The 19,062-nt window shown below is 41.5% G+C and carries 20 protein-coding genes and 1 other annotated feature; of the genes, 16 read left to right on the top strand and 4 right to left on the bottom strand.

Annotation, left to right across the window (positions count from 1 at the left end; genetic code table 11):
• Positions 1 to 41: 41 nt before the first annotated feature.
• Positions 42 to 764, top strand: coding sequence for a helix-turn-helix domain-containing protein (locus AYR53_RS02080; RefSeq protein ID WP_057823861.1), 723 nt, complete (start codon positions 42 to 44; stop codon positions 762 to 764).
• Positions 761 to 1,639 (top strand): IS3 family transposase, encoded by an 879-nt coding sequence (locus AYR53_RS02075; protein WP_238595646.1) that lies wholly within the window; start codon positions 761 to 763, stop codon positions 1,637 to 1,639. The genes AYR53_RS02080 and AYR53_RS02075 overlap by 4 nt, the downstream gene beginning before the upstream one ends.
• 63 nt (positions 1,640 to 1,702) lie before the next feature.
• Here AYR53_RS02075 and AYR53_RS02070 read toward each other — a convergent pair whose 3' ends face one another.
• Both AYR53_RS02070 and AYR53_RS02065 read right to left on the bottom strand, forming a co-directional pair.
• A complete protein-coding gene (locus AYR53_RS02070) occupies positions 1,703 to 2,755 on the bottom strand; it encodes a D-alanine--D-alanine ligase family protein (RefSeq protein WP_068279625.1) in 1,053 nt (350 codons plus the stop codon).
• A gap of 117 nt (positions 2,756 to 2,872) precedes the next feature.
• Complete coding sequence (locus AYR53_RS02065; RefSeq protein ID WP_068226084.1) at positions 2,873 to 4,099, bottom strand: aminotransferase-like domain-containing protein; 1,227 nt, start codon at positions 4,097 to 4,099, stop codon at positions 2,873 to 2,875.
• Positions 4,100 to 4,965: 866 nt separating this feature from the next.
• On the opposite strand from AYR53_RS02065, the gene AYR53_RS02055 reads away from it, so the two are divergent.
• The 13 genes from AYR53_RS02055 to hisC all read left to right on the top strand — a co-directional run bounded on the left by AYR53_RS02055 (position 4,966) and on the right by hisC (position 16,004).
• A complete protein-coding gene (locus AYR53_RS02055) occupies positions 4,966 to 5,859 on the top strand; it encodes a LysR family transcriptional regulator (RefSeq protein ID WP_068226086.1) in 894 nt (297 codons plus the stop codon).
• A 102-nt stretch (positions 5,860 to 5,961) separates the two neighbouring features.
• A complete protein-coding gene (lepB, locus tag AYR53_RS02050; RefSeq protein ID WP_068226087.1) occupies positions 5,962 to 6,507 on the top strand; it encodes a signal peptidase I in 546 nt (181 codons plus the stop codon).
• Positions 6,508 to 7,126: 619 nt separating this feature from the next.
• Positions 7,127 to 7,966 carry a histidinol-phosphatase HisJ gene (gene hisJ, locus AYR53_RS02045; RefSeq protein ID WP_068226088.1) on the top strand — a complete coding sequence of 280 codons (840 nt, stop codon included), beginning with the start codon at positions 7,127 to 7,129 and terminating at the stop codon, positions 7,964 to 7,966.
• 60 nt (positions 7,967 to 8,026) lie between these two features.
• Positions 8,027 to 8,288 (top strand) — a binding site (T-box leader).
• A 56-nt stretch (positions 8,289 to 8,344) separates the two neighbouring features.
• Complete coding sequence (locus AYR53_RS02040) at positions 8,345 to 9,493, top strand: ATP phosphoribosyltransferase regulatory subunit (RefSeq protein WP_068279631.1); 1,149 nt, start codon at positions 8,345 to 8,347, stop codon at positions 9,491 to 9,493.
• Positions 9,490 to 10,113 (top strand): ATP phosphoribosyltransferase, encoded by a 624-nt coding sequence (gene hisG, locus AYR53_RS02035; RefSeq protein ID WP_068226090.1) that lies wholly within the window; start codon positions 9,490 to 9,492, stop codon positions 10,111 to 10,113. Before AYR53_RS02040 ends, hisG begins: the two co-directional genes overlap by 4 nt.
• 13 nt (positions 10,114 to 10,126) lie before the next feature.
• On the top strand, positions 10,127 to 11,401 hold the full coding sequence (gene hisD, locus AYR53_RS02030; RefSeq protein WP_068226091.1) for a histidinol dehydrogenase: 1,275 nt from the start codon (positions 10,127 to 10,129) through the stop codon (positions 11,399 to 11,401).
• A gap of 145 nt (positions 11,402 to 11,546) precedes the next feature.
• Positions 11,547 to 12,131, top strand: a complete 585-nt coding sequence (hisB, locus tag AYR53_RS02025) for an imidazoleglycerol-phosphate dehydratase HisB (RefSeq protein WP_068477229.1) — start codon at positions 11,547 to 11,549, stop codon at positions 12,129 to 12,131.
• Positions 12,132 to 12,758, top strand: coding sequence for an imidazole glycerol phosphate synthase subunit HisH (gene hisH, locus AYR53_RS02020; protein ID WP_068226093.1), 627 nt, complete (start codon positions 12,132 to 12,134; stop codon positions 12,756 to 12,758).
• The gene (gene hisA, locus AYR53_RS02015) at positions 12,736 to 13,452 is read left to right on the top strand and encodes a 1-(5-phosphoribosyl)-5-[(5-phosphoribosylamino)methylideneamino]imidazole-4-carboxamide isomerase (RefSeq protein WP_068226094.1); all 717 of its coding nucleotides are present in this window, start codon (positions 12,736 to 12,738) and stop codon (positions 13,450 to 13,452) included. Before hisH ends, hisA begins: the two co-directional genes overlap by 23 nt.
• The gene (gene hisF, locus AYR53_RS02010) at positions 13,452 to 14,210 is read left to right on the top strand and encodes an imidazole glycerol phosphate synthase subunit HisF (RefSeq protein WP_068226095.1); all 759 of its coding nucleotides are present in this window, start codon (positions 13,452 to 13,454) and stop codon (positions 14,208 to 14,210) included. The genes hisA and hisF overlap by 1 nt, the downstream gene beginning before the upstream one ends.
• Complete coding sequence (gene hisI, locus AYR53_RS02005) at positions 14,207 to 14,527, top strand: phosphoribosyl-AMP cyclohydrolase (RefSeq protein ID WP_068226096.1); 321 nt, start codon at positions 14,207 to 14,209, stop codon at positions 14,525 to 14,527. The genes hisF and hisI overlap by 4 nt, the downstream gene beginning before the upstream one ends.
• Positions 14,528 to 14,545: 18 nt before the next feature.
• A complete protein-coding gene (hisE, locus tag AYR53_RS02000; protein ID WP_068226097.1) occupies positions 14,546 to 14,872 on the top strand; it encodes a phosphoribosyl-ATP diphosphatase in 327 nt (108 codons plus the stop codon).
• A 55-nt stretch (positions 14,873 to 14,927) separates the two neighbouring features.
• Positions 14,928 to 16,004, top strand: coding sequence for a histidinol-phosphate transaminase (gene hisC / locus AYR53_RS01995; protein WP_068279634.1), 1,077 nt, complete (start codon positions 14,928 to 14,930; stop codon positions 16,002 to 16,004).
• A gap of 245 nt (positions 16,005 to 16,249) precedes the next feature.
• Here hisC and AYR53_RS01990 read toward each other — a convergent pair whose 3' ends face one another.
• Positions 16,250 to 17,479 (bottom strand): MFS transporter, encoded by a 1,230-nt coding sequence (locus tag AYR53_RS01990; RefSeq protein WP_068279637.1) that lies wholly within the window; start codon positions 17,477 to 17,479, stop codon positions 16,250 to 16,252.
• Positions 17,480 to 17,621: 142 nt separating this feature from the next.
• Between AYR53_RS01990 and AYR53_RS01985 the strand changes: the two genes are divergently transcribed.
• On the top strand, positions 17,622 to 17,990 hold the full coding sequence (locus AYR53_RS01985) for a winged helix-turn-helix transcriptional regulator (RefSeq protein ID WP_068279640.1): 369 nt from the start codon (positions 17,622 to 17,624) through the stop codon (positions 17,988 to 17,990).
• A gap of 166 nt (positions 17,991 to 18,156) precedes the next feature.
• Here AYR53_RS01985 and AYR53_RS01980 read toward each other — a convergent pair whose 3' ends face one another.
• On the bottom strand, positions 18,157 to 19,062 hold the full coding sequence (locus AYR53_RS01980) for an isoaspartyl peptidase/L-asparaginase (RefSeq protein ID WP_068226100.1): 906 nt from the start codon (positions 19,060 to 19,062) through the stop codon (positions 18,157 to 18,159).

The following is a 19,062-nucleotide window of genomic DNA, read 5'->3' as shown; positions in this document are numbered from 1 at the left end:
AGCAAATAATCAAAGCTTGTACACTTAGGAAGGAGTTTTTTATGGGAAGAAAAGGTTCCCGCTATACATTGAAGGAAAAACTGGCGTGTATTAGCTTAGTGGAGCAGGGAATTACTCCTAACGCAGTTGGCACTCAGTACAATATTAAAGGTGAACAGATCCAGCAATGGGTTCAACGTTATCACAAAGATGGCGAAGCGGGATTAAAGCGAGCTTGGCCGCACCGTTATCCAACCGAGCTAAAGCTGGAAATCGTTCAAAAATATCTAACAAGACACACGTCATATCCACAATTGGCCAGAGAATATCAAATTCCTAACGTGGCAGTTATATATCAGTGGGTAACCCGGTATACTAGTGGTAAATCATTAGAAACTACTAGGGAGAAAAACGATATGAGAGATGGTCGTAAAACAACTCAACTTGAACGAATTGAGATCGCACAATGGGTGATTGCCAATGATCTAGACTACGTCGGTGCTATAAAGAAATTTAACGTCTCATATGGACAAGCCTATACCTGGGTTAGAAAGTTCAAACGAGATGGTTCGATGGGCCTAGAGGATCGTCGTGGTAAGGCGAAAGAAGATCATGGTCAATTAACTGAGAACGAGAAATTAATGCTTGAAAACAAACGGCTTCAGGCCCGCGTAATGCGGCTCTCAACGGAGCTAGCCGTGCGGGAAAAAATCCAAGAATTAGAGAGAAGGAATGTCCTCAAACAGAAAAATATCAAGTTATTAAAGAACTCACACAAGAAGTGAATTCAGATAACGATCAACCTTATAATATCGGCTATTTGTGTACCTATACGGGAATTTCACGATCAAGTTACTATAAGTGGTTAAATCACGGTCTAAGTCAGCGTCAGATCGACGATCAAGCTGTTGTAAAGTATATGATCGAGCTAGAGAAACAACACAACTATATCTACGGTGTTGAGAGTCTAACAATGTATGTTAATAAGAATACCAAGTATCATGTTGGACACAATAAAGTGCGACGATTAATGGTCGAAAATGAAATCAAAGCATCTATCAGGGTTAAGAAACATGATCGACATGAGGAACATAAAGAGCAACTCTCGGCTAACCTTCTGTATGATGCAGATAAGGGTCATAATTTTCATCCAGATGAGGCTAACCATATTTGGGTAACTGATTGTAGCGAATTAAGATATGGTCTTAGAAATCAGTATCGGCTTCGCCTAAGCGCCATTAAGGATCTATATGATCATAGTATTATTGCTTGGCAGGTAGCCGAAACTGAGACATCGGTGTTAGTTACCGATACGATCAGGTTGGCTTTAGAGAACACAAATGCAATTAAACCAGCCATTTTACACAGCGATCAGGGTTCTAGCTACACCTCTGGTGAATACAACACTTTCCTAGCAGGTCATGGCATCAATCATAGTATGTCACGAGCGGGTACCCCTGGCGATAACAGTCCTATAGAATCCTTTTGGAGTCACATGAAGGACGAATTTTTTGCGTTCAGAACGGCGCAATCAAAGAGTGAATTACTTGCTCAGATCAATGAGTTTATTCGCTGGTATAACTTTGAGCGGCTTCAAGTAACATTAAACGGCATGACGCCGATAGAATATCGAAATCATGCCGTTCAAGAATGTGCATAAACACTTTAATTATTTGATTGTCCTCTTGACAGGAGCCGAGCCGGTGTCCCTTTTTGTCGTGCTTTAAATTTCTTTTTGTTGGTAGGCGACCACCTTACCATTAACAATCTGATCACATAATTCTGGGTAAGAAATACCATCGGCGACTGCTTCTTGAGGTAGCAAGGAAAGTGGGGTCATACCAGGCAGCGTGTTGGCCTCGATGACAAAGATCCCATCAGCGTTAACGAAGAAATCAATCCGACCGTAATTTGCCATTTCCAGCACTTTAAAGGTCTTTAAAGCAATTGATTTCATCTCTTCATGAACATCGTCGGGTAAATCTGGCGGAGTCACAAAGGTTGTCTTGTTATCCTGGAATTTATGTTCAAAGTCATACCAACCATCATTAACCTTAATTTCAATTCCAGGTAAGGCAATACCATTGACGATTCCCAGTGAGAACTCACGGCCACTGATGAATTCCTCAACTAAGGCCTCGTTATCGAAACGAAATGCATCGGCAAGGGCTGAGTTAAGTTCATTAGCATCATGAGCAAAATGCATACCGATTGAGGACCCACCAGAAGTTGGTTTGACAACGACGGGGAAACCAAAATCCATTGGCGGCACCTCGGCATCATTTTTCGAAACGGCAACGTAGCGCGCCGTTTTAATCTTGTTTTGGAACAATAGTTCTTTGGATATTTTTTTATTCATTACCATGGCAGAAGACAACGGATCGCTACCAGTGTAACGGACGTCAAAAGTATCAAGAACGGCCTGGACCTTACCGTTTTCACCGTCTTCACCGTGAAGACCTAGAAAAACGATGTCTGCAGCCTGACAAATTTTTAGAACGTTTGGTCCAAATAATCCCCGGGTTCCATCCGTCCGTAATTTGTTGATCGCAGCGTTGGTTAGAATCTCATCACTGATCACTTTGGGTTGTGGGGCGGGTTTACGGTCAAAAATCTCATCAATGTTTGTCACATCTTGGAGTTGATCCCCCAAAAATAGATCGATTAAAACTGCTTGATGTCCCTTTTCGCGTAACGCGTTGGTAATTTTTATGCCGGAAGATAACGATACATTTCGCTCTGGGCTCCGGCCGCCTGCTAATACAACAATCTTCATAATTTAAATACCCCCGAATGTTTTTAGAAACCTAAGCTTACCACAAAAAGATAATCAGGGAAACAAAAAAGCGCGATTTAATCAACGTTGGAAGCGCAATCAGTTGGTCCTTTAAAATCAATTGGTTGAAATTGATTCCAGCTGAATGTCCGTGCTCCAATTTGTTTGTGCAAGGTGCTGTTTAAGCTGACCACCTAATTTCTGGATGCCTAATTGAATTGTTTTTTCGGTTAAATTGGTGTAATTTAGTCGGGCGGCGTTTTTAGTATTACTAACTGGAAAAAGATGTTCACTAGGAACGTAAGCAATATTTTCAGCAAGCATCGTTTGTTTTAAAAATTGGGTCATATCCAAGTTACCAACGTTTTGGATAAAGATGAAAAAACCACCTGCGGGATTAACAACGTGAATTTTTTCTGGAAAATAGGTTTTAATTGCGTTCATCATTGCGTCTTTTTTAGTTGCGTAGGCCGTATTCATTGCCTGAATATGTTGATCTAGGTCGTTGTCGGTCAGATAACGATCAACTGCGCGCATCGTTAAGTTAGATGATTGCACGTCACTAGCCAATTTTAGTGCCGTAATGGGCTTTAATAACTTTTCATCGGCGATTAGCCAGCCCAAGCGTAAACTAGGTGATAAAATTTTTGAACAGCTACCTAACATAATAACGCGACCCTCAGTATCAAAGGATTTGATTGCAGGTAGAGCTGCGCCACTGAAACGTAAATCACGGTAGGGTGTGTCCTCTAGGATTATAACGTCGTATTGGTTGGCCAGGCGAACCAACGCCTTGCGTTTTTCTAGTGACATTGTGACGCCAGTTGGATTTTGAAAATCAGGGATCGTGTATATAAATTTAACTGAATGGGTCATGAGAATTTTTTGTAGTTCGTTAACATCTAAACCGTCGTCTTCCATTGGTGCCTCGTAGTACGTTGGCTCGTAAGCATCAAAGGCGGATAGTGCGCCTAAGTAAGTTGGTCCTTCAACGACCATCCCATCCCCAGGATTTAACAACAATTTAGCCGTCAAATCGATTCCTTGTTGGGCACCTTGAGTTAAAAGTACGTTGGCGGCCGTAGCCTGAACGCCGGCCTGCTCAGCCCGCTTGGCGAATTTTGTACGCAAACTTTCTAAACCTGAAGTTGAGGTGTACTGGAAGAGAGTAGCATCCCCCGTGGCCAAAGTATCAGAAAAGGCGGCCTGTAATTCGGCCTTGGGAAATAGTTGATCGTTGGGGTAACCACCAGCGAATGAAATTAGGTCCGGGTTACTAGCATACGCAAAAAGATCAGTTAAACCATTGTCAGTTGTTTTAATACGGCGCGCAAGTTGTGTCATCATTAATTTCCCCATTTCTTAATTAAAATTGGCTATTACAGTTTAGATTTGTTATTAACCATGATAAAATGAAATTTAAGATAAGTAAAACTCAACTTTTTCATATTTAAGTGAAATTAATTCAACTCGAAACTAAGCATAAAAGTTGTGTTAGTTTAGGCAGTGTTTAAAAATTACTTTTTAATGGTGCTTTCCGACTGACATAGTGGAAACATGTTTGAAAAGATAGCTTCCTGTGGCTACCTTGTTTCAACTTGACGTTCTTTGCGTTCGTTGTAAACAACTAACTGTAATTGCGAAGTAGAATCTAAACACTTTTCCAAACATCCCCTAGTACAGGAAGGTCAAATGAATCAAACATGTTTAGCACTTCTTTCTAATTCGGTATACATATATATAAAACCCTCAGGAACCCAAAAAGTGACACTAAAAAGGCAATAATTTTTGTGGTTACTCCAAAAGTTGATCAGGGCGGGGTTAATTACTGCTTTTTTATTTTACTTTTTTTGCTACATTTATTTTTTGAAATTAGTTAATGGCGGCGAGTACCGCCTCGGGTACGAACTCGGGTACGACCCCGGGTACAACCTCGAGTCATACCTCGAAGGAGTACTCGACGATTTCGCGGTTATTTTAATTAGCAATATTTTGTGGCGTTTGGTGGAAACATGTTTGAAAAAAGCAGGTTCCTACGGTTCGGACTTCGGTTCATCCTAGCCTGATCGGCATCGTCAGTGAAGCTAGTAATAATTTTCAATTGCAAAGTAGAATCCAAACGCTTTTCCAAACACGCTAGGCAGTGTTTGACTATTATTCAGAAGGTCACCTTTTCAAACGTAACTCGGGTTATCAATGGAGGTCAGTTGATGTCATCATTTTCTTACGAAGTTTTTCATGCTGTTGTTGAACATAAAACGTTTTATCAGGCGGCCGTAGCGCTAAATGTTACGCCTAGTGCGGTTAGTCATTCAATTAATCAATTGGAAACTGAACTGGGCTTTCCACTGTTTATTCGTAATCGAACCGGAGCAGAACTAACAAGCGATGGTGCACGTATTTTGCCGATTGTTCAGGAAATTTTAAATACTGAGGAACGTTTACGGCAAGAGGCGGCCAATATTCAGGGATTAAATTCAGGATCGTTGCGTATTGGCGCATTTAGTAGTGTCTGTATCAATTGGTTGCCAACAATAATTCGTAAATTCAAGAAAAAATACCCAAAGATTGATATTGCGATTGTTCAAAGCAATTTTAATGATATTGTCAATCAAATTAAGATTGGGACAATTGATATTGGTTTTTCGGCGTTACCAATTGATGAGCAGCTGTTAGTGACGCCACTTGTCAGTGAACAGATATTTTGTATTACGCCTAAAGATTTTATACCTAAGCACAAAACTTACGTTACCAAGGCAGATGTGGCCAACCAGAATTTTATTTTGCAACAAATTGATTACGATAAAGATACCAAGCGTGCGTTAGATCGTTATAATGTGCGACCTAACTCAATTCGTTATAGTATTGATGATCAATCAATTTTGGCGATGGTAGAATCTGGTCTAGGAATGGGTATTTTACCAGAGCTGGCGCTGCAGAAATTATCCGGGGACGTTAATATCTATCCGTTTGATGAAGATTTTCACCGAACAATTGCCTTAGTGACGAATAAAGTACAGGCAACTGCACCATCAACGGCTAAAATTACAACTGCGATTGAAATGTACATCAAAGATCGTTACCAAGATAGCCTGTTGGTCTGACGGAATAATTTAAGCAAAGAAGCGCTTGTCAAAGTTGCGGTAGCGTCTTAAAATAAAAGAGAGATCAAATAAACTTGACCATTAGAAAGTGTGGCAGAATAAATGAGTGAAACAGCGAAATCATGGCTATGGTTTGTTATTGACCTAGTAATCGTCGGCGTAGTCGTTGTGTTATTAGATACTTTTTTGATTGCAAACCATAATGTTGTTGGGCCTTCAATGGAACCCAACTTTATGAACAATGATCGTGTTCTTGTTTGGCGGCACTCGAAGTTAGAGCGGGGGGACGTTGTCATTTTGCACGCACCTGATGGTTCGATGTATATCAAACGAATTATTGGTATGCCAGGCGACACTGTTCGGTCTAAGAATGACACAATGTACGTTAATGGGAAGAAATTATCCGAACCTTATTTAGCAAATTATAAAGAACAACAGGCCGCAAATAATGATGGCTTATTCACGGATAATTTTTCGTTGAATAGTCTGTTTCACAGAAAGACAGTCCCCAAGGGTGAATATTTTGTCATGGGCGATAATCGGCCAATTTCTAAAGATAGTCGAATGATTGGCTTTATTCCACGGGGAAAAATTCAGGGGAAAGTTGTTTGGCGTTACTGGCCACTAAACAAGATGTCAGTGTATTAGTGAAAGTAATGCCCAGATTAGTAGCAAGCACTAACAAAAAGGTTTCAATGGGTAGTACACAATCCATTTGTTAATAACAAATCATTAAGCTGATTAGTTTAGGTTAAGCGACCTAGATTGATTGGCTTTTTTGATCGCGTTTGGAAGCTGATTTTACTAATGCTTTTCTGACTAATTTGGTGTAAACGTGTTTGAAAAAGCAGATTCCTGCGGTTGCCATAGTTGAATGGACAACGGATGAAGCATAAAAATTATTAGCGTACTTTGCTAATAATTCTCAGTTGCGGAATAGTAGCTACAACAGCCAAATCATCTGTTGCACAGATAATTTGTCCGTCTAGGCTGCGATTCGGACTTCGGTTTATCTTAGTCCGATCGACAACGTCAGTAATCCTCAGAGCCATGTTTCTTGCGGCCTGAACTTTTGCCACAAGAATGGACATCGTCCGTAGCATCAAGATTATTAGCGTCTTGGGCTAATAATCTTCAATTGCGAAGTAGAATCTGGTCGCTTTTTCAAACACTCTCTAGATTGATTGGCTTTTTTTGGTCGCGTTTGAACAATTAGTTGCCGATTAGTGGGTAGTATGCTACGGTGTGGGAAAATGAGGTGAGTTTAATGTTAAAAAAAGATGGGCATAGTCATACGGAATTTTGTCCCCATGGGAGCGGGGATGATGTTGAACTAATGATTCAAAAGGCAATTAAGTTTGGGTTTGAAGAGTACAGTATTACTGAACACGCACCACTGCCGCCAAATTTTCGGCAAGATTACGAAGGTAGTGCGGAAGGCATTGATGAAGCGGCCTTAGCGTTGTCTGATTTACCGGCTTATTTTAAAAAATGTCAACAAATGCAGGCCAAGTATCGTGATCAAATTCGGATTAATATTGGTTTTGAGCTTGATTTTCTACCCAGTCAGTTAGCTTGGACGCGGGAATTCTGGCGGGAGTACGGGCCTAAGACAACCGATAACGTGTTATCAATTCATTTTTTGAAGGGTAAGAATAATCATTATTGGTGCGTTGATAATACGCCTGCTGAATTTAAAACTGGCTTGTTGGAAAACGCCGTTGATGATGCACAACGACTTTATGGTCAATACATAGATGCACTAATTGCCGCCGTCGGTACTGATTTAGGTGTTAACGCACCACATCGTTTAGGCCACTTAACTTTAATTAAAAAATTTCAGGATTATTTTGCCTTACCAAGTCGATTTGATCAAAATAATATGAGAAAGATCTACCAATTATTCTCATTATTGCGCCAACGTCACTTTGAAATTGATTTGAATACTGCTGGTCTATTCAAACCGTACTGTAATGAAATTTATCCCTACCCAGAATTGGCTCGTTTGGCTGATACAGAGGGGATTCCGTTAGTTTATGGTTCTGATGCGCACAGTGTTTCTGCAGTTGGTCGAGCTTATCATGAAGTGGAACAATTTTTGAATTAGTTGTTGACATTCACTAAAAAATGGTTATGATGAGAATAACATTAAAAATAAATTAACTATTATGAAGTCGTGATTAGAACAAGTAATTAATTAACTGTCTAAAGAGAAGCTTACGGGGCTGAGAAGAGCTGGCAATAATTAATGAACACACATCTATGAACTTATTGATTGAATGAAGTAAATCAATACGCAGCATCTGCGTTATCAAGGTTGCTGACAACTGTTCTCCTTTTTTAGGATGACTAGTGGTCAGTCAACGTGAGGTTTGCATCGTGAGGTGTAGACAAATTGAGGTGGTACCGCGATTATATTCGTCCTCGAGAGCTCTAATGAGTTCTCGGGGACTTTTTTTATCTAAAAATTAAGGGAGTGTTAGTGATGTTAAACCGCAACTTACCAGTTGGTACACGGGATGAATTCGGTGCTACGGCCCAAATAAAAGAACGAATGATTAATCAAATTCAACGCTATTTCCGTGAACGTGGCTACGCTAAAATAACGACGCCGTTATTAGAATACAAGGCCGTTTTTTCCGAATTAGATTTAAAAACTTACCAGCCTTACCAGTTATTAGACGAACAGGGCGAAACGTTGGTTTTACGGCCGGATTTAACTTTACCGGTGGCCCGGGTAATGAGCACAACGGGTATTAAGACGCCGGTTAAGTGGTATTACAGCGGGGACGTTTTCCGAGTAAAGAAAAAGTTATCCGGTAGTTATAATCAAATTGCGCAAGCCGGTATTGAGTTAATCGGCTATAAGTCACTTAAGGCCGAATGGGAATGTCTTATAGCCGCGGTTGAACTCGCACAGGCCTTACAAATTACGGATTTGAAAGTTGAATTAGGAAACGCAAAATTTGTCCCGTTAGTTTTAGCAGCCTTACCACTAAACGAAATTGAACGGCGTAACTTACAAACGGCGCTCTACGCTAAGGATCTAAGCCGTTATACAACGTTAATTAAACCACTTGCGGCAAGTGATTTTTATCCATTTCTGAAAGTTTGGCCGTGGTTATTTGGTGATTTTGCGGCAGTTTGGCAGCAATTACAACTGTTGCCTAAGATTAAGGCCGTTACAACCATTTGCGAAGAACTAAAGGAAACACAAATTTTCTTGCAACAACGTTTTCCCCAGCAACAATTGACGTTAGATTTAAGTGTTGCGTCGCCACAGACTTACTATACGGGCATGATTTTTCGTGGTTATTGCCAAAGTGCGGCTGATTATTTATTTAGCGGTGGCCGTTACGATCAGCTATTATCTAGTTTCCAAAAAACATTGCAGCCGGCCGTTGGTTTGGCCTTTTCAATTGATGATTTAGTTGCGCGAACAATTACAGGTAAACCAGTAGAAACGACGCTGATTTATTTTGAAACCAGTGATTGGCGCCAGGCTGAGGCGTTAGTTCGTAAGATTCCTAACAGCAGCCTTTGCCTAGCGGATAACTTAAAGGAAGCGCGGCGCTTGGCCGAAACGGCGGGCAGTCGCTTAGTTGATGTAACGGGAAAGGTGGTGCAGGCATGAGTGCTTTAAAAATTGCCTTAACCAAGGGACGTACGGAGCAACAGGTTATACCATTACTAGAGGCTAGTGGCGTCGATTGCACGGCAATTCGGCATAAGGAACGGCGCTTGATTTTTAACGACTTGCCTGACATTCACTTTATTTTGGTAAAAGGGCCCGATGTTTTGACCTACCTGAATCGCGGCGCCGTTGATATTGGCATTGTCGGTAGTGATATTTTATCTGAACAAAATAATCAACAGTACGATATGTTGGATTTGGGGGTTGGTAAGTGCCAATTTGTCCTGGCCTCAACTCCTGAATTCGATCCGAATCAGATTAAGCGCAAGATCATTGCGACTAAATACCCTAACATTACGCAACGTTATTTCCAAAAAATTGGTGAAGATGTTGAAATTATTAAAATTGAAGGTTCCGTTGAACTGGCCCCATTAGTTGGCCTGGCTGATGCCATTGTGGATATTGTCGAAACGGGAACTACGTTACGTGAAAATAATCTGCAAGTCTACGCGCGCTTGCAAAAAGTGTCAACGCAACTAGTTGTTAATCAACTAGCACTGAAACAACATCAAACCGCAATTGCAACGCTAATTCAGCGCCTAAGCACCGCTAAACAATAGGAGGAAAAAACATATGCAAATTTTAAAACAACCATTAGATGAATTATTAAACCAAGTTGCCAAACGTAATCGCCAACAAGCTAACCGACCAGACGTTGAGGCCAGTGTTGCCGGAATTTTAGCAGATGTTCGGCAAGATGGTGATGCAGCCTTACGAAAATACGAAAAACAATTTGATCAAGTTGATTTAACTGATTTTAAAGTGCCGCAAAGCGTGATTGATGACGCCTATGATAATTGTGATCCTAAATTATTAGCCGCCTTAAAATTAGCGCAACGTAATATTACCGCGTATCACAAAAAAGAAATAACTTACGGATTTGTTGACGCTGAACAAAAAGGGGTTGTTCGTGGGCAAAAGGTGTTGCCTTTAGCCGCAGTCGGATTATACGTTCCCGGCGGTACAGCCGCTTATCCATCCACAATTCTTATGAGTGCAATTCCAGCTAAATTGGCCGGAGTTAAACAGATTGTGATGGTCACTCCCCCTCAGCCTGCTGGGATTAATCCGGCAGTTTTGGCAGCGGCTAAATTAGCCGGCGTTAGTGCGATTTATCAAGTTGGTGGTGCGCAGGCAATTGGCGCCTTGGCTTACGGCACACAGAGCATTCCCAAGGTTGATAAGATTATGGGTCCGGGTAATATTTTTGTTGCAACTGCTAAAAAACAAGTTTTCGGTCAAGTCAGTATTGATATGATTGCTGGACCATCCGAAATTGGAATTATTGCTGATGAAACTGCTAAAGCGCAACAAGTTGCGGCCGATCTATTATCACAGGCCGAACACGATAAATTGGCCCGACCAATGTTAGTGACAACTAGTGCGGCTTTTGCAGAGGCGGTTAGTCAAGCCGTTGATGAACAATTAGTAACGTTACCTCGGCGTGAGATTGCAACTGCTTCAGTTAATGACCAAGGTTTTATCGCTGTTGTGGCCAACACTGATGATGCATTTACGCTGATGAATGCCGTTGCACCTGAACATTTAGAAATTCAGCTGGCCAATCCGATGACGTATCTGAATCAGATTAAAAATGCAGGCTCCGTTTTTCTTGGCACTACAGCGTCTGAACCTTTAGGCGATTACGTTGCCGGGCCTAACCATATTTTACCAACTAGTGGCACCGCACGTTTTTTCTCACCCTTAGGCGTTTACGATTTTGTTAAACGAACGCAATTTATTCAATATACACCAGAGGCATTGGCAAAAGAGGCCGCTCCAATCACAACCTTGGCCAGAGTTGAGGGCCTCGAGGGACATGCCCGGGCGATTGAAAGTCGCTTTTAGAAGCGATAATTATAAACAGATCTTAAAAATAGAGAAGAAGCCATGTTTCCAGAGCACGATTTTCATGCTAGGAGAGTGGACATCATCCGATAATAGGATTTTGCATTTTCGCAAAATAGACCTTAAAAATAGAGGAGGAATACCCATGCGTCAAGCCACAATCGAACGACAAACTAAAGAAACCCAGATTAAGGTTTCACTGAATTTAGAAGATGCTAGCAAAATTGAAATTGATACTGGAATTGGTTTTTTTGATCATATGTTAGAGGCGTTTGCTAAACATGGCCGTTTTGGCCTTATTGTTAAGGCAAATGGTGATTTACAAGTTGACCCCCACCACACAACTGAAGATGTAGGAATTGCATTAGGACAGTGTTTTAAACAAGCCTTAGGTGATAAGGCCGGAATTGAACGTTTTGGAACGGCCTTTGTACCATTAGATGAAACTTTGGCCCGCGTTGTTATTGACCTATCAGGACGTTCTTACTTAGTTTTTAATGCTGACTTCGATAATCCTAAGTTAGGTGGTTATGATACTGAAGTTACTGAGGATTTCTTCCAGGCCTTTGCTTTTAACGCTGAATTAAATTGTCACGTTGCAATTTTATACGGTCGCAACACGCACCATAAAGTTGAAACCCTATTTAAGGCATTAGGTCGGGCAATGCGCGCGGCCGTCACCTTAAACCCAGAAGTGAAAGGTGTGCCATCCACTAAAGGAGTGATTTAAATGATTGTGATTGTGGATTATGACACTGGTAACACTCGTAATTTGAAAAAGGCGTTAGATTATTTAAACGTTCCTAATCAATTGTCTGCTGATCCAGCAACAATCTTGGCGGCAGATGGCATTATTTTACCAGGTGTGGGTGCCTTTCAAAAAGCGATGCTGGCCTTGCAGGAACGCCAGTTGATTTCTGTACTTCAAACGGCGGCGGCCAAGGGACAACCAATGTTGGGAATTTGTTTGGGCATGCAGCTTTTATTTGAAACCGGCTATGAATTTGGCGAGGCAAAAGGGCTTGGCATCTTACCAGGTGAAATTGTGCCGCTACCTGAAAAAGATGGCTACAAGGTACCCCATATGGGCTGGAACACTAATACGGCTACGCAAAGTAATCGTTTCGGTAAAATTTTTGATCAGCAGGCCACCTATTTTGTTCATTCATACTACGCTCAAACTTCTGCGCGTAATATCGTAGCCCAGACCGATTATAGTGTTGAGATTCCGAGCATCGTTCAGCAAAATAATGTGATCGGGATGCAATTTCACCCTGAAAAAAGTGGCGCAATCGGTCTTAAAGGACTGAACGCCTTTAAGGAGATGGCCTTAGATGAACGTCTTTCCCGCAATTGATTTACAAGCAGGCCACAGTGTCCGTCTTTACCAAGGCCAATTTGACCAGCAAACGTTAATTAACGCCGATCCAGTTGCGCAGGCCAAACAGATTGAAGCGGCTAATTTAACTAACCTACATTTAGTCGACCTCGATGGTGCTAAGGATGGTTTGCCCGTTAATCAAGCTGTCATTCAAAAGATTCGCAAGCAAACGAGGCTCTTTATCGAGGTTGGCGGTGGAATTCGTAATTTGCAGCAAATTGAACGTTACTTAGATTTAGGGATTGATCGCGTTATTATTGGTTCCGCGGCCTTAAATAATCCAGAGTTAGTTGCCCAGGCAGTTAGAAAATTTGGTGCCGCCAAAATTGTTGTTGGCCTCGATGGCAAAAATGGTCAAGTTGCGACGGATGGCTGGTTGAAGCAAAGTAAGACTAGCATCAGTGCAGCATTAGCGGCGATGTTGGCGGTTGGGGTACAAACTTTTATTGTTACAGATATTCAGCGTGATGGGACCATGAGTGGGCCTAACGTTAGTCTGCTTGCCCAGTTACAGCAACAATATCCTGCAGCTGTCATTGTCGCCTCAGGAGGAATTCGTGATTTGGCCGATTTGAAACAGTTGGCAAAAAATAAGGTTCAATCCAGTATTATTGGTAAGGCGTTGTATGAAGGTACGGTGACATTGGCCGAACTTGCGGAGGTGGAGTGATGTTAACTAAACGAATTGTTCCCTGCCTCGATGTTGATAATGGTCGGGTAAAAAAAGGCGTCAACTTTGTTCATTTAACGGATGTAGGTGATCCCGCTGATATCGCTGCGGCATACGAAAAACAAGGTGCGGATGAGCTTGTTTTCCTAGATATTACGGCAACTAATGAAAACCGCGGTGCTATGGTGACGACGATTGAAAAGGTCGCTAGTCAGGTTTTTATGCCATTAACTGTTGGCGGCGGTATTCATAGTGTGGCCGATATGCAGGCTTTACTAAAGGCTGGCGCGGATAAAGTGTCACTAAACACTGCAGCTGTCACTAACCCAGAATTAATAACGGCCGGCGCAGAAAAATTTGGCAGCCAGTGTATCGTCGTTGCGATTGATGTCCGTTTTGATGCACAGGCGCAGCGTTATCGGGTATACACAAATGGTGGTCAGAAAGTAACCGATTTGGATGCGATTGAGTGGGCCAAGGAAGTTGTTAACCGTGGTGCTGGGGAACTTTTAGTAACCAGTATGGATCAGGATGGGACGAAAGCCGGCTATGATCTTGCGTTGTATCAAGCATTAACCAAAGCCGTGGCAGTGCCAATTATTGCTTCTGGTGGTTGCGGAAAATTAAGTGATTTTAGTGATTTATTTCAGCAAACTAAAGTGGACGCTGCACTAGCGGCCTCAGTTTTTCATTACGGTGAACTTACAATTCCGGAGGTTAAACAGGATTTGCGGCAGAAGGGAGTTAATGTCCGATGATTCAGCCAGATTTTAGTAAAAATAGTGCTGGCCTGATTACGGCAGTGGTCATTGACGCTGCAAGCAAAGATGTTTTAATGGTGGCTTATATGAACGAAACAAGCTTCCAGAAGACATTGGCCAGTGGTGAAACGTGGTTTTGGTCCCGTAGCCGCCAGCAACTCTGGCACAAAGGTGAAACCAGTGGTAATACGCAGCAGATAGTTAACGTTAAAATTGATTGTGATGCCGATACGTTATTAATTAGTGTTAATCCGGCGGGACCTGCTTGTCATACAGGCCACCGCAGCTGTTTTTACCGTGAATTAACTGATTAATTAAAAAGAGGAGAGATTATGATGGAACAAGATATTGCTGAACTTTATAAATTAATTTTGGAACGTAAAAATAATCCTAAAGAAGGTTCATACACCGATTATCTATTTACAAAAGGGCTAGATAAAATCTTGAAAAAAGTTGGTGAGGAATCAACTGAAGTAATCGTTGCTGCTAAAAATCCAAGTGATTCTGAATTCATTTATGAAGTTAGCGACCTACTTTACCATGTATTAGTTCTAATGGTCGATCGTGGCATTAGCCTTGATCAAATAAAGCAAGAACTGGCAAAACGAGAAGGCTTGATGAGTAAAACCAAGGACCGCCGGGAAATTAATGACCTCTAAATTAAAAGCTAAGCGCCGTTTCAAGCGCGCTTGATCACTAGAAAGGACTGACATAATGTTAAAAAAGGCAGTAAAAAAATTGCAACCGTATATTCCTGAAGAGCCACTTTCTGTTTTGGAAAAGAAGGTCGGGGTTGCAAATATTGTTCGTCTGTCCGCCAACGAAAATCCTTTTGGTACTTCACCCAAGGTAAAAGAAGCAGTCGTTAACTGGCAATTTAATGATGCACGGTATTATCCGGATGGTGATGCGCGGAATTTACGGCAGGCAGTTGCTGACTATTTGCAGGTACAGCCGGAGCAACTATTGTTTGGTTGTGGTTTAGACGAAATTATTGAATTAATTTCCCGCAGCTTTTTAGAAGTCAACGATGAAGTCTTAGAACCATGGCCAACTTTTTCGGAATATAAATTACATGCTGAAATCGAAGGTGCCACGGTGGTTGATGTGCCGATATTGACTAATGGCAAATTTGATCTTGAAGCATTAGCCAAAGGAATTACGGCCAAAACAAAGTTGATTTGGCTTTGTAATCCCAACAATCCAACTGGAACCTATTTATCGGTGGTTGCATTACGTCAGTTCTTACAGCAGGTACCGCCTAATGTATTGGTACTGATTGATGAAGCGTACATTGATTTCGTGACCTCGGCTAAACAACCATCAGCCCTACCTTTATTAAAAGAGTTTTCCAACTTATTATTACTTAGAACCTTTTCTAAAGTCTATGGATTGGCCAATTTTCGTGTCGGTTACGCGGTTGTACCGCCAATTTTAATTGCTAGCATGCAGGCCGTTCGTTTACCCTATAATTTGAATTCCTTAAGTCAGTTAGCGGCACAGGCTGCCTTGGCAGATCAAGCTTTTATTCAACAAACGGTTGTACGAGTTGAACAGGCCCGCCAATCTTGGACTGAATTTTTAAAGCAACAGGGGTTGAAATTTTATCCAAGTCAAACCAATTTTATTTTCTTTGCAGCGCCTAATGCCCTGAAATTAAAGGACTATTTACTGCAGCATGGCTTTTTAGTTCGGGGAGGGCTTCGACCTGATTGGCTGCGGGTAACCTTTGGTACGGTGGCACAAAATAAACAATTACAGCATCTAATCAGTACTTTTTATGCCAGTTAGATGGGGAATTTATTACGTTTTATTACGCATGGTACAACTAAAAAGGCTGGGACAAAAAGTCCTAGCCTTTTATTTTTCCGAACATTGCTCTAGAATGTGCGCCAAAAGTCTGGATTTACGTGCCTAACTACAGCTAATCCAATAGCCATAGTACGGTTATTGGATTAGCTTACGTTACGCAGTAAACCCAAAACCGACTTTTGTCACACTCCACTTTAGTTGTACCATCTTTTTAGCCGGCGTTTTTAATTATCATTTACCGAGCAAGTATTCTGTGAACTAATGGCCGGGCGCTTCTTTTCTTGATGTGCCATTTTGATCAGGTAGCCGGTTAACAAAATGGCAAGGATAACCATGATAATTCCGAATAATGGTGTGAAGGCGATTCCGAGGTGAGCCGTAACTTGGCCGCCGGTGAAGGAACCAATTGTAATACCCACATTGAAGGCTGAAATATTAAGTGCCGAAGCTAGCGTTGTGTCTTTTGGGGTATACTTTTCCGCGAGTTGAACAATGTAAAGTTGTAAACCAGGGACGTTCATAAAGGCAAAAAGGCCCATTAAAAGAATGGCAAATAATCCAAGGTACTGATTATGCAACGTTAGAAACAGGAGAAATAGACTTAGTGCTAAACCGATAAACATATTTAGTAATGCATTTAATGGATTTAGATTGGCAAAACGACCACCAAGCGTATTACCAATCGCCACCATCAAACCGTAAACAATTAAAATAACGACAACAGCATTAGCAGAAAAATGAAGCAGATTTTCTAAAATTGGCGTCAAATACGTGTAGGCGGTGAAGGTGCCACCGTAACCTAACGCCGTAATTAATAGTGCAATGACAAGTGGTGGATTTTTAAAAATACGAACGAATCCTTTAAGATCAGTTTTCCCAGGAATCGGAAGTCTGTCTGGTACTAAAAAATAATTCGCAATTAAACCGATTAGGCCAATGAACGCAATAAAAATAAATGACCAGTGCCACGAAAAGTGTTGGCCAATAAAAGTACCAAGGGGGACGCCGGTAACTGTCGCTACAGTTAGGCCGGTAAACATGACTGAAATGGCACTTGCTCGTTTAGCAGGCTGAACAACATCGGCGGCAATAATTGATGCGACCGACATGAAAATGCCGTGAGCAAGGGCAGCGATAATTCGGCCCAGCAACAGCACGCTATAAAAAGGTGCAAAGGCGGCCAAAAGATTACCGATAATAAAAGTAACCATAATCGCTAACATGAGTTTTTTACGTTGCCAACTTCCAGTAAGAATTGTCAAAACGGGGGCGCCAACTGTAATACCAAGTGCGTACATCGAAACGGTTAGGCCAGCTTGACTAAGTGTGATATTAAAGCTTTTGACTAACAAGGGCATTAGGCCAACGCTAATAAATTCGGTTGATCCAATTGCGAAGGCGCTGATTGCTAAAGCCAATAGCGTAAGTGCAGGTGAAATTGTTTGTTTTTTCATTATTTCTACTCCTTTAGTTGTTATTTACCGCAGTGATTAGTATTATACTTGTACGGAGTAATTAAACAATTACGTACTTTAAAGTGCTGTAGGTACTAAAAAGAAATAATTGGTTATCTTAGCAATAAAGGAGCTAAATCTAATGAAATGTCAAACCTACAATATTGGTGTCGAAGCAACAATGGAAATAATTGGTGGTAAGTGGAAACCGATTATACTTTGCCATTTACGGCATCAGGTAATGCGAACGGGTGAATTACGGCGAGTTATTCCGAATATTACCCAAAAAATGCTAACGCAACAATTACGTGAATTAGAGGTCGATAACATCATTAACCGTCACGTTTATAATCAAGTACCGCCCAAGGTTGAGTACTCACTAACTGATTACGGTAAAAGTTTGAGCCACGTTTTAAATCAAATGTGTACTTGGGGTGAAACGCACATTGATTTGTTAAAGGCGGCGGGTGAAGACGTTAGGCTATTGAATCGTGATGATGTGGCGCAATAAAAAGATCCTATAATCTAAAAATATTTCTAGATTATAGGACCTTTTTTTGTACGTATTTTGCGATTATTTAGTTTGTATTTTGAAATTATTTAATAGTTGTTTTCAATGGACTCAGTGTAAGCACGTCTAAAAAAGTAGATTTCTGTGCCCTTGAACCACGCTTTAGTTAAATGCCAGCTTCTTCAATCGTAGTTGTGTTACCAGCGGCGCGTTTTGCTAGAAAGGTTGTTGGTTTTAAGCTGTCAGTTGCAACAACAAACGTAAAATCAACGTTGGTAGCCACGCCCCACTCACCATTTTTATCCATTGCCACGACGGAAACAGCGCCAATATGGCCACTCCGGTGGTATAGATCATCAATAAATGGATAAACAGCCTTATCGCAGGCTTCTTGCGGGGTTAATCCATCAGCAATTAGTTGGGTAATCTTGAAAGGTAACATGCCTTTCATAAGATCTTCGCCTAATCCTGTTGTGGTAACACCAGCAATATGATTGTCACAGTAAAAGCCTGCACCAGGTAACGGTGCATCACCAAGTCGGCCCTTTGCCTTCATGAAAATACCTGAAGTTGAAGAGCCTGTATGCAAACGACCGCGGTAATCAAGACTGACAACGCCGACTGAATCATGCGTGTTAATAACGTCATGTCGTGTTGCGTTTTTACGGACTTGTTTACCCCAGTATGTCTGGGTTTCCGGCGTTAACATTGTTTTTACAGCAAAGCCGTGTCGTTGCGCGTAATTATTAGCGCCACCGCCAGACAAAAAATTATTTAACTGCTCATGTGATAGGCTACGCGCAACCGCAATTGGGTGCGCAATATCCGTCATACTAGCTACTGAACCGATGCTTAAAGTATCGCCATTCATGAAAGAAGCGTCAAGCTCGACAGCTCCCTCAGCATTTGGTAAACCACCATAGCCAACGGTGTTGAATTGTGGATTATCCTCCACATCTTCAATCGCGCTTTCAACAGCATCACCGCTGGGTCGTCCATTAGCAAGTAATTCTGCTGCCTTAGTGACACCAGCCAAACTCATTTTCCATGTTGCAATTATACCCCAGGTCAT

The organism is Loigolactobacillus backii, assembly GCF_001663675.1.
GTDB classification, from domain to species: domain Bacteria; phylum Bacillota; class Bacilli; order Lactobacillales; family Lactobacillaceae; genus Loigolactobacillus; species Loigolactobacillus backii.
Note: the sequence above shows the minus strand (reverse complement) of the source record. Positions and strands in the feature narration are given on the sequence as shown.

Excerpts from the sequence above, each read along its gene's own strand:
- AYR53_RS02080 (WP_057823861.1), top strand. The coding sequence starts at position 42 with ATGGGAAGAAAAGGTTCCCGCTATACATTGAAGGAAAAACTGGCGTGT.
- AYR53_RS02070 (WP_068279625.1), bottom strand. The coding sequence starts at position 2,755 with ATGAAGATTGTTGTATTAGCAGGCGGCCGGAGCCCAGAGCGAAATGTA.
- AYR53_RS02065 (WP_068226084.1), bottom strand. The coding sequence starts at position 4,099 with ATGACACAACTTGCGCGCCGTATTAAAACAACTGACAATGGTTTAACT.
- AYR53_RS02055 (WP_068226086.1), top strand. The coding sequence starts at position 4,966 with ATGTCATCATTTTCTTACGAAGTTTTTCATGCTGTTGTTGAACATAAA.
- lepB (WP_068226087.1), top strand. The coding sequence starts at position 5,962 with ATGAGTGAAACAGCGAAATCATGGCTATGGTTTGTTATTGACCTAGTA.
- hisJ (WP_068226088.1), top strand. The coding sequence starts at position 7,127 with ATGTTAAAAAAAGATGGGCATAGTCATACGGAATTTTGTCCCCATGGG.
- AYR53_RS02040 (WP_068279631.1), top strand. The coding sequence starts at position 8,345 with ATGTTAAACCGCAACTTACCAGTTGGTACACGGGATGAATTCGGTGCT.
- hisG (WP_068226090.1), top strand. The coding sequence starts at position 9,490 with ATGAGTGCTTTAAAAATTGCCTTAACCAAGGGACGTACGGAGCAACAG.
- hisD (WP_068226091.1), top strand. The coding sequence starts at position 10,127 with ATGCAAATTTTAAAACAACCATTAGATGAATTATTAAACCAAGTTGCC.
- hisB (WP_068477229.1), top strand. The coding sequence starts at position 11,547 with ATGCGTCAAGCCACAATCGAACGACAAACTAAAGAAACCCAGATTAAG.
- hisH (WP_068226093.1), top strand. The coding sequence starts at position 12,132 with ATGATTGTGATTGTGGATTATGACACTGGTAACACTCGTAATTTGAAA.
- hisA (WP_068226094.1), top strand. The coding sequence starts at position 12,736 with ATGAACGTCTTTCCCGCAATTGATTTACAAGCAGGCCACAGTGTCCGT.
- hisF (WP_068226095.1), top strand. The coding sequence starts at position 13,452 with ATGTTAACTAAACGAATTGTTCCCTGCCTCGATGTTGATAATGGTCGG.
- hisI (WP_068226096.1), top strand. The coding sequence starts at position 14,207 with ATGATTCAGCCAGATTTTAGTAAAAATAGTGCTGGCCTGATTACGGCA.
- hisE (WP_068226097.1), top strand. The coding sequence starts at position 14,546 with ATGATGGAACAAGATATTGCTGAACTTTATAAATTAATTTTGGAACGT.
- hisC (WP_068279634.1), top strand. The coding sequence starts at position 14,928 with ATGTTAAAAAAGGCAGTAAAAAAATTGCAACCGTATATTCCTGAAGAG.
- AYR53_RS01990 (WP_068279637.1), bottom strand. The coding sequence starts at position 17,479 with ATGAAAAAACAAACAATTTCACCTGCACTTACGCTATTGGCTTTAGCA.
- AYR53_RS01985 (WP_068279640.1), top strand. The coding sequence starts at position 17,622 with ATGAAATGTCAAACCTACAATATTGGTGTCGAAGCAACAATGGAAATA.
- AYR53_RS01980 (WP_068226100.1), bottom strand. The coding sequence starts at position 19,062 with ATGACCTGGGGTATAATTGCAACATGGAAAATGAGTTTGGCTGGTGTC.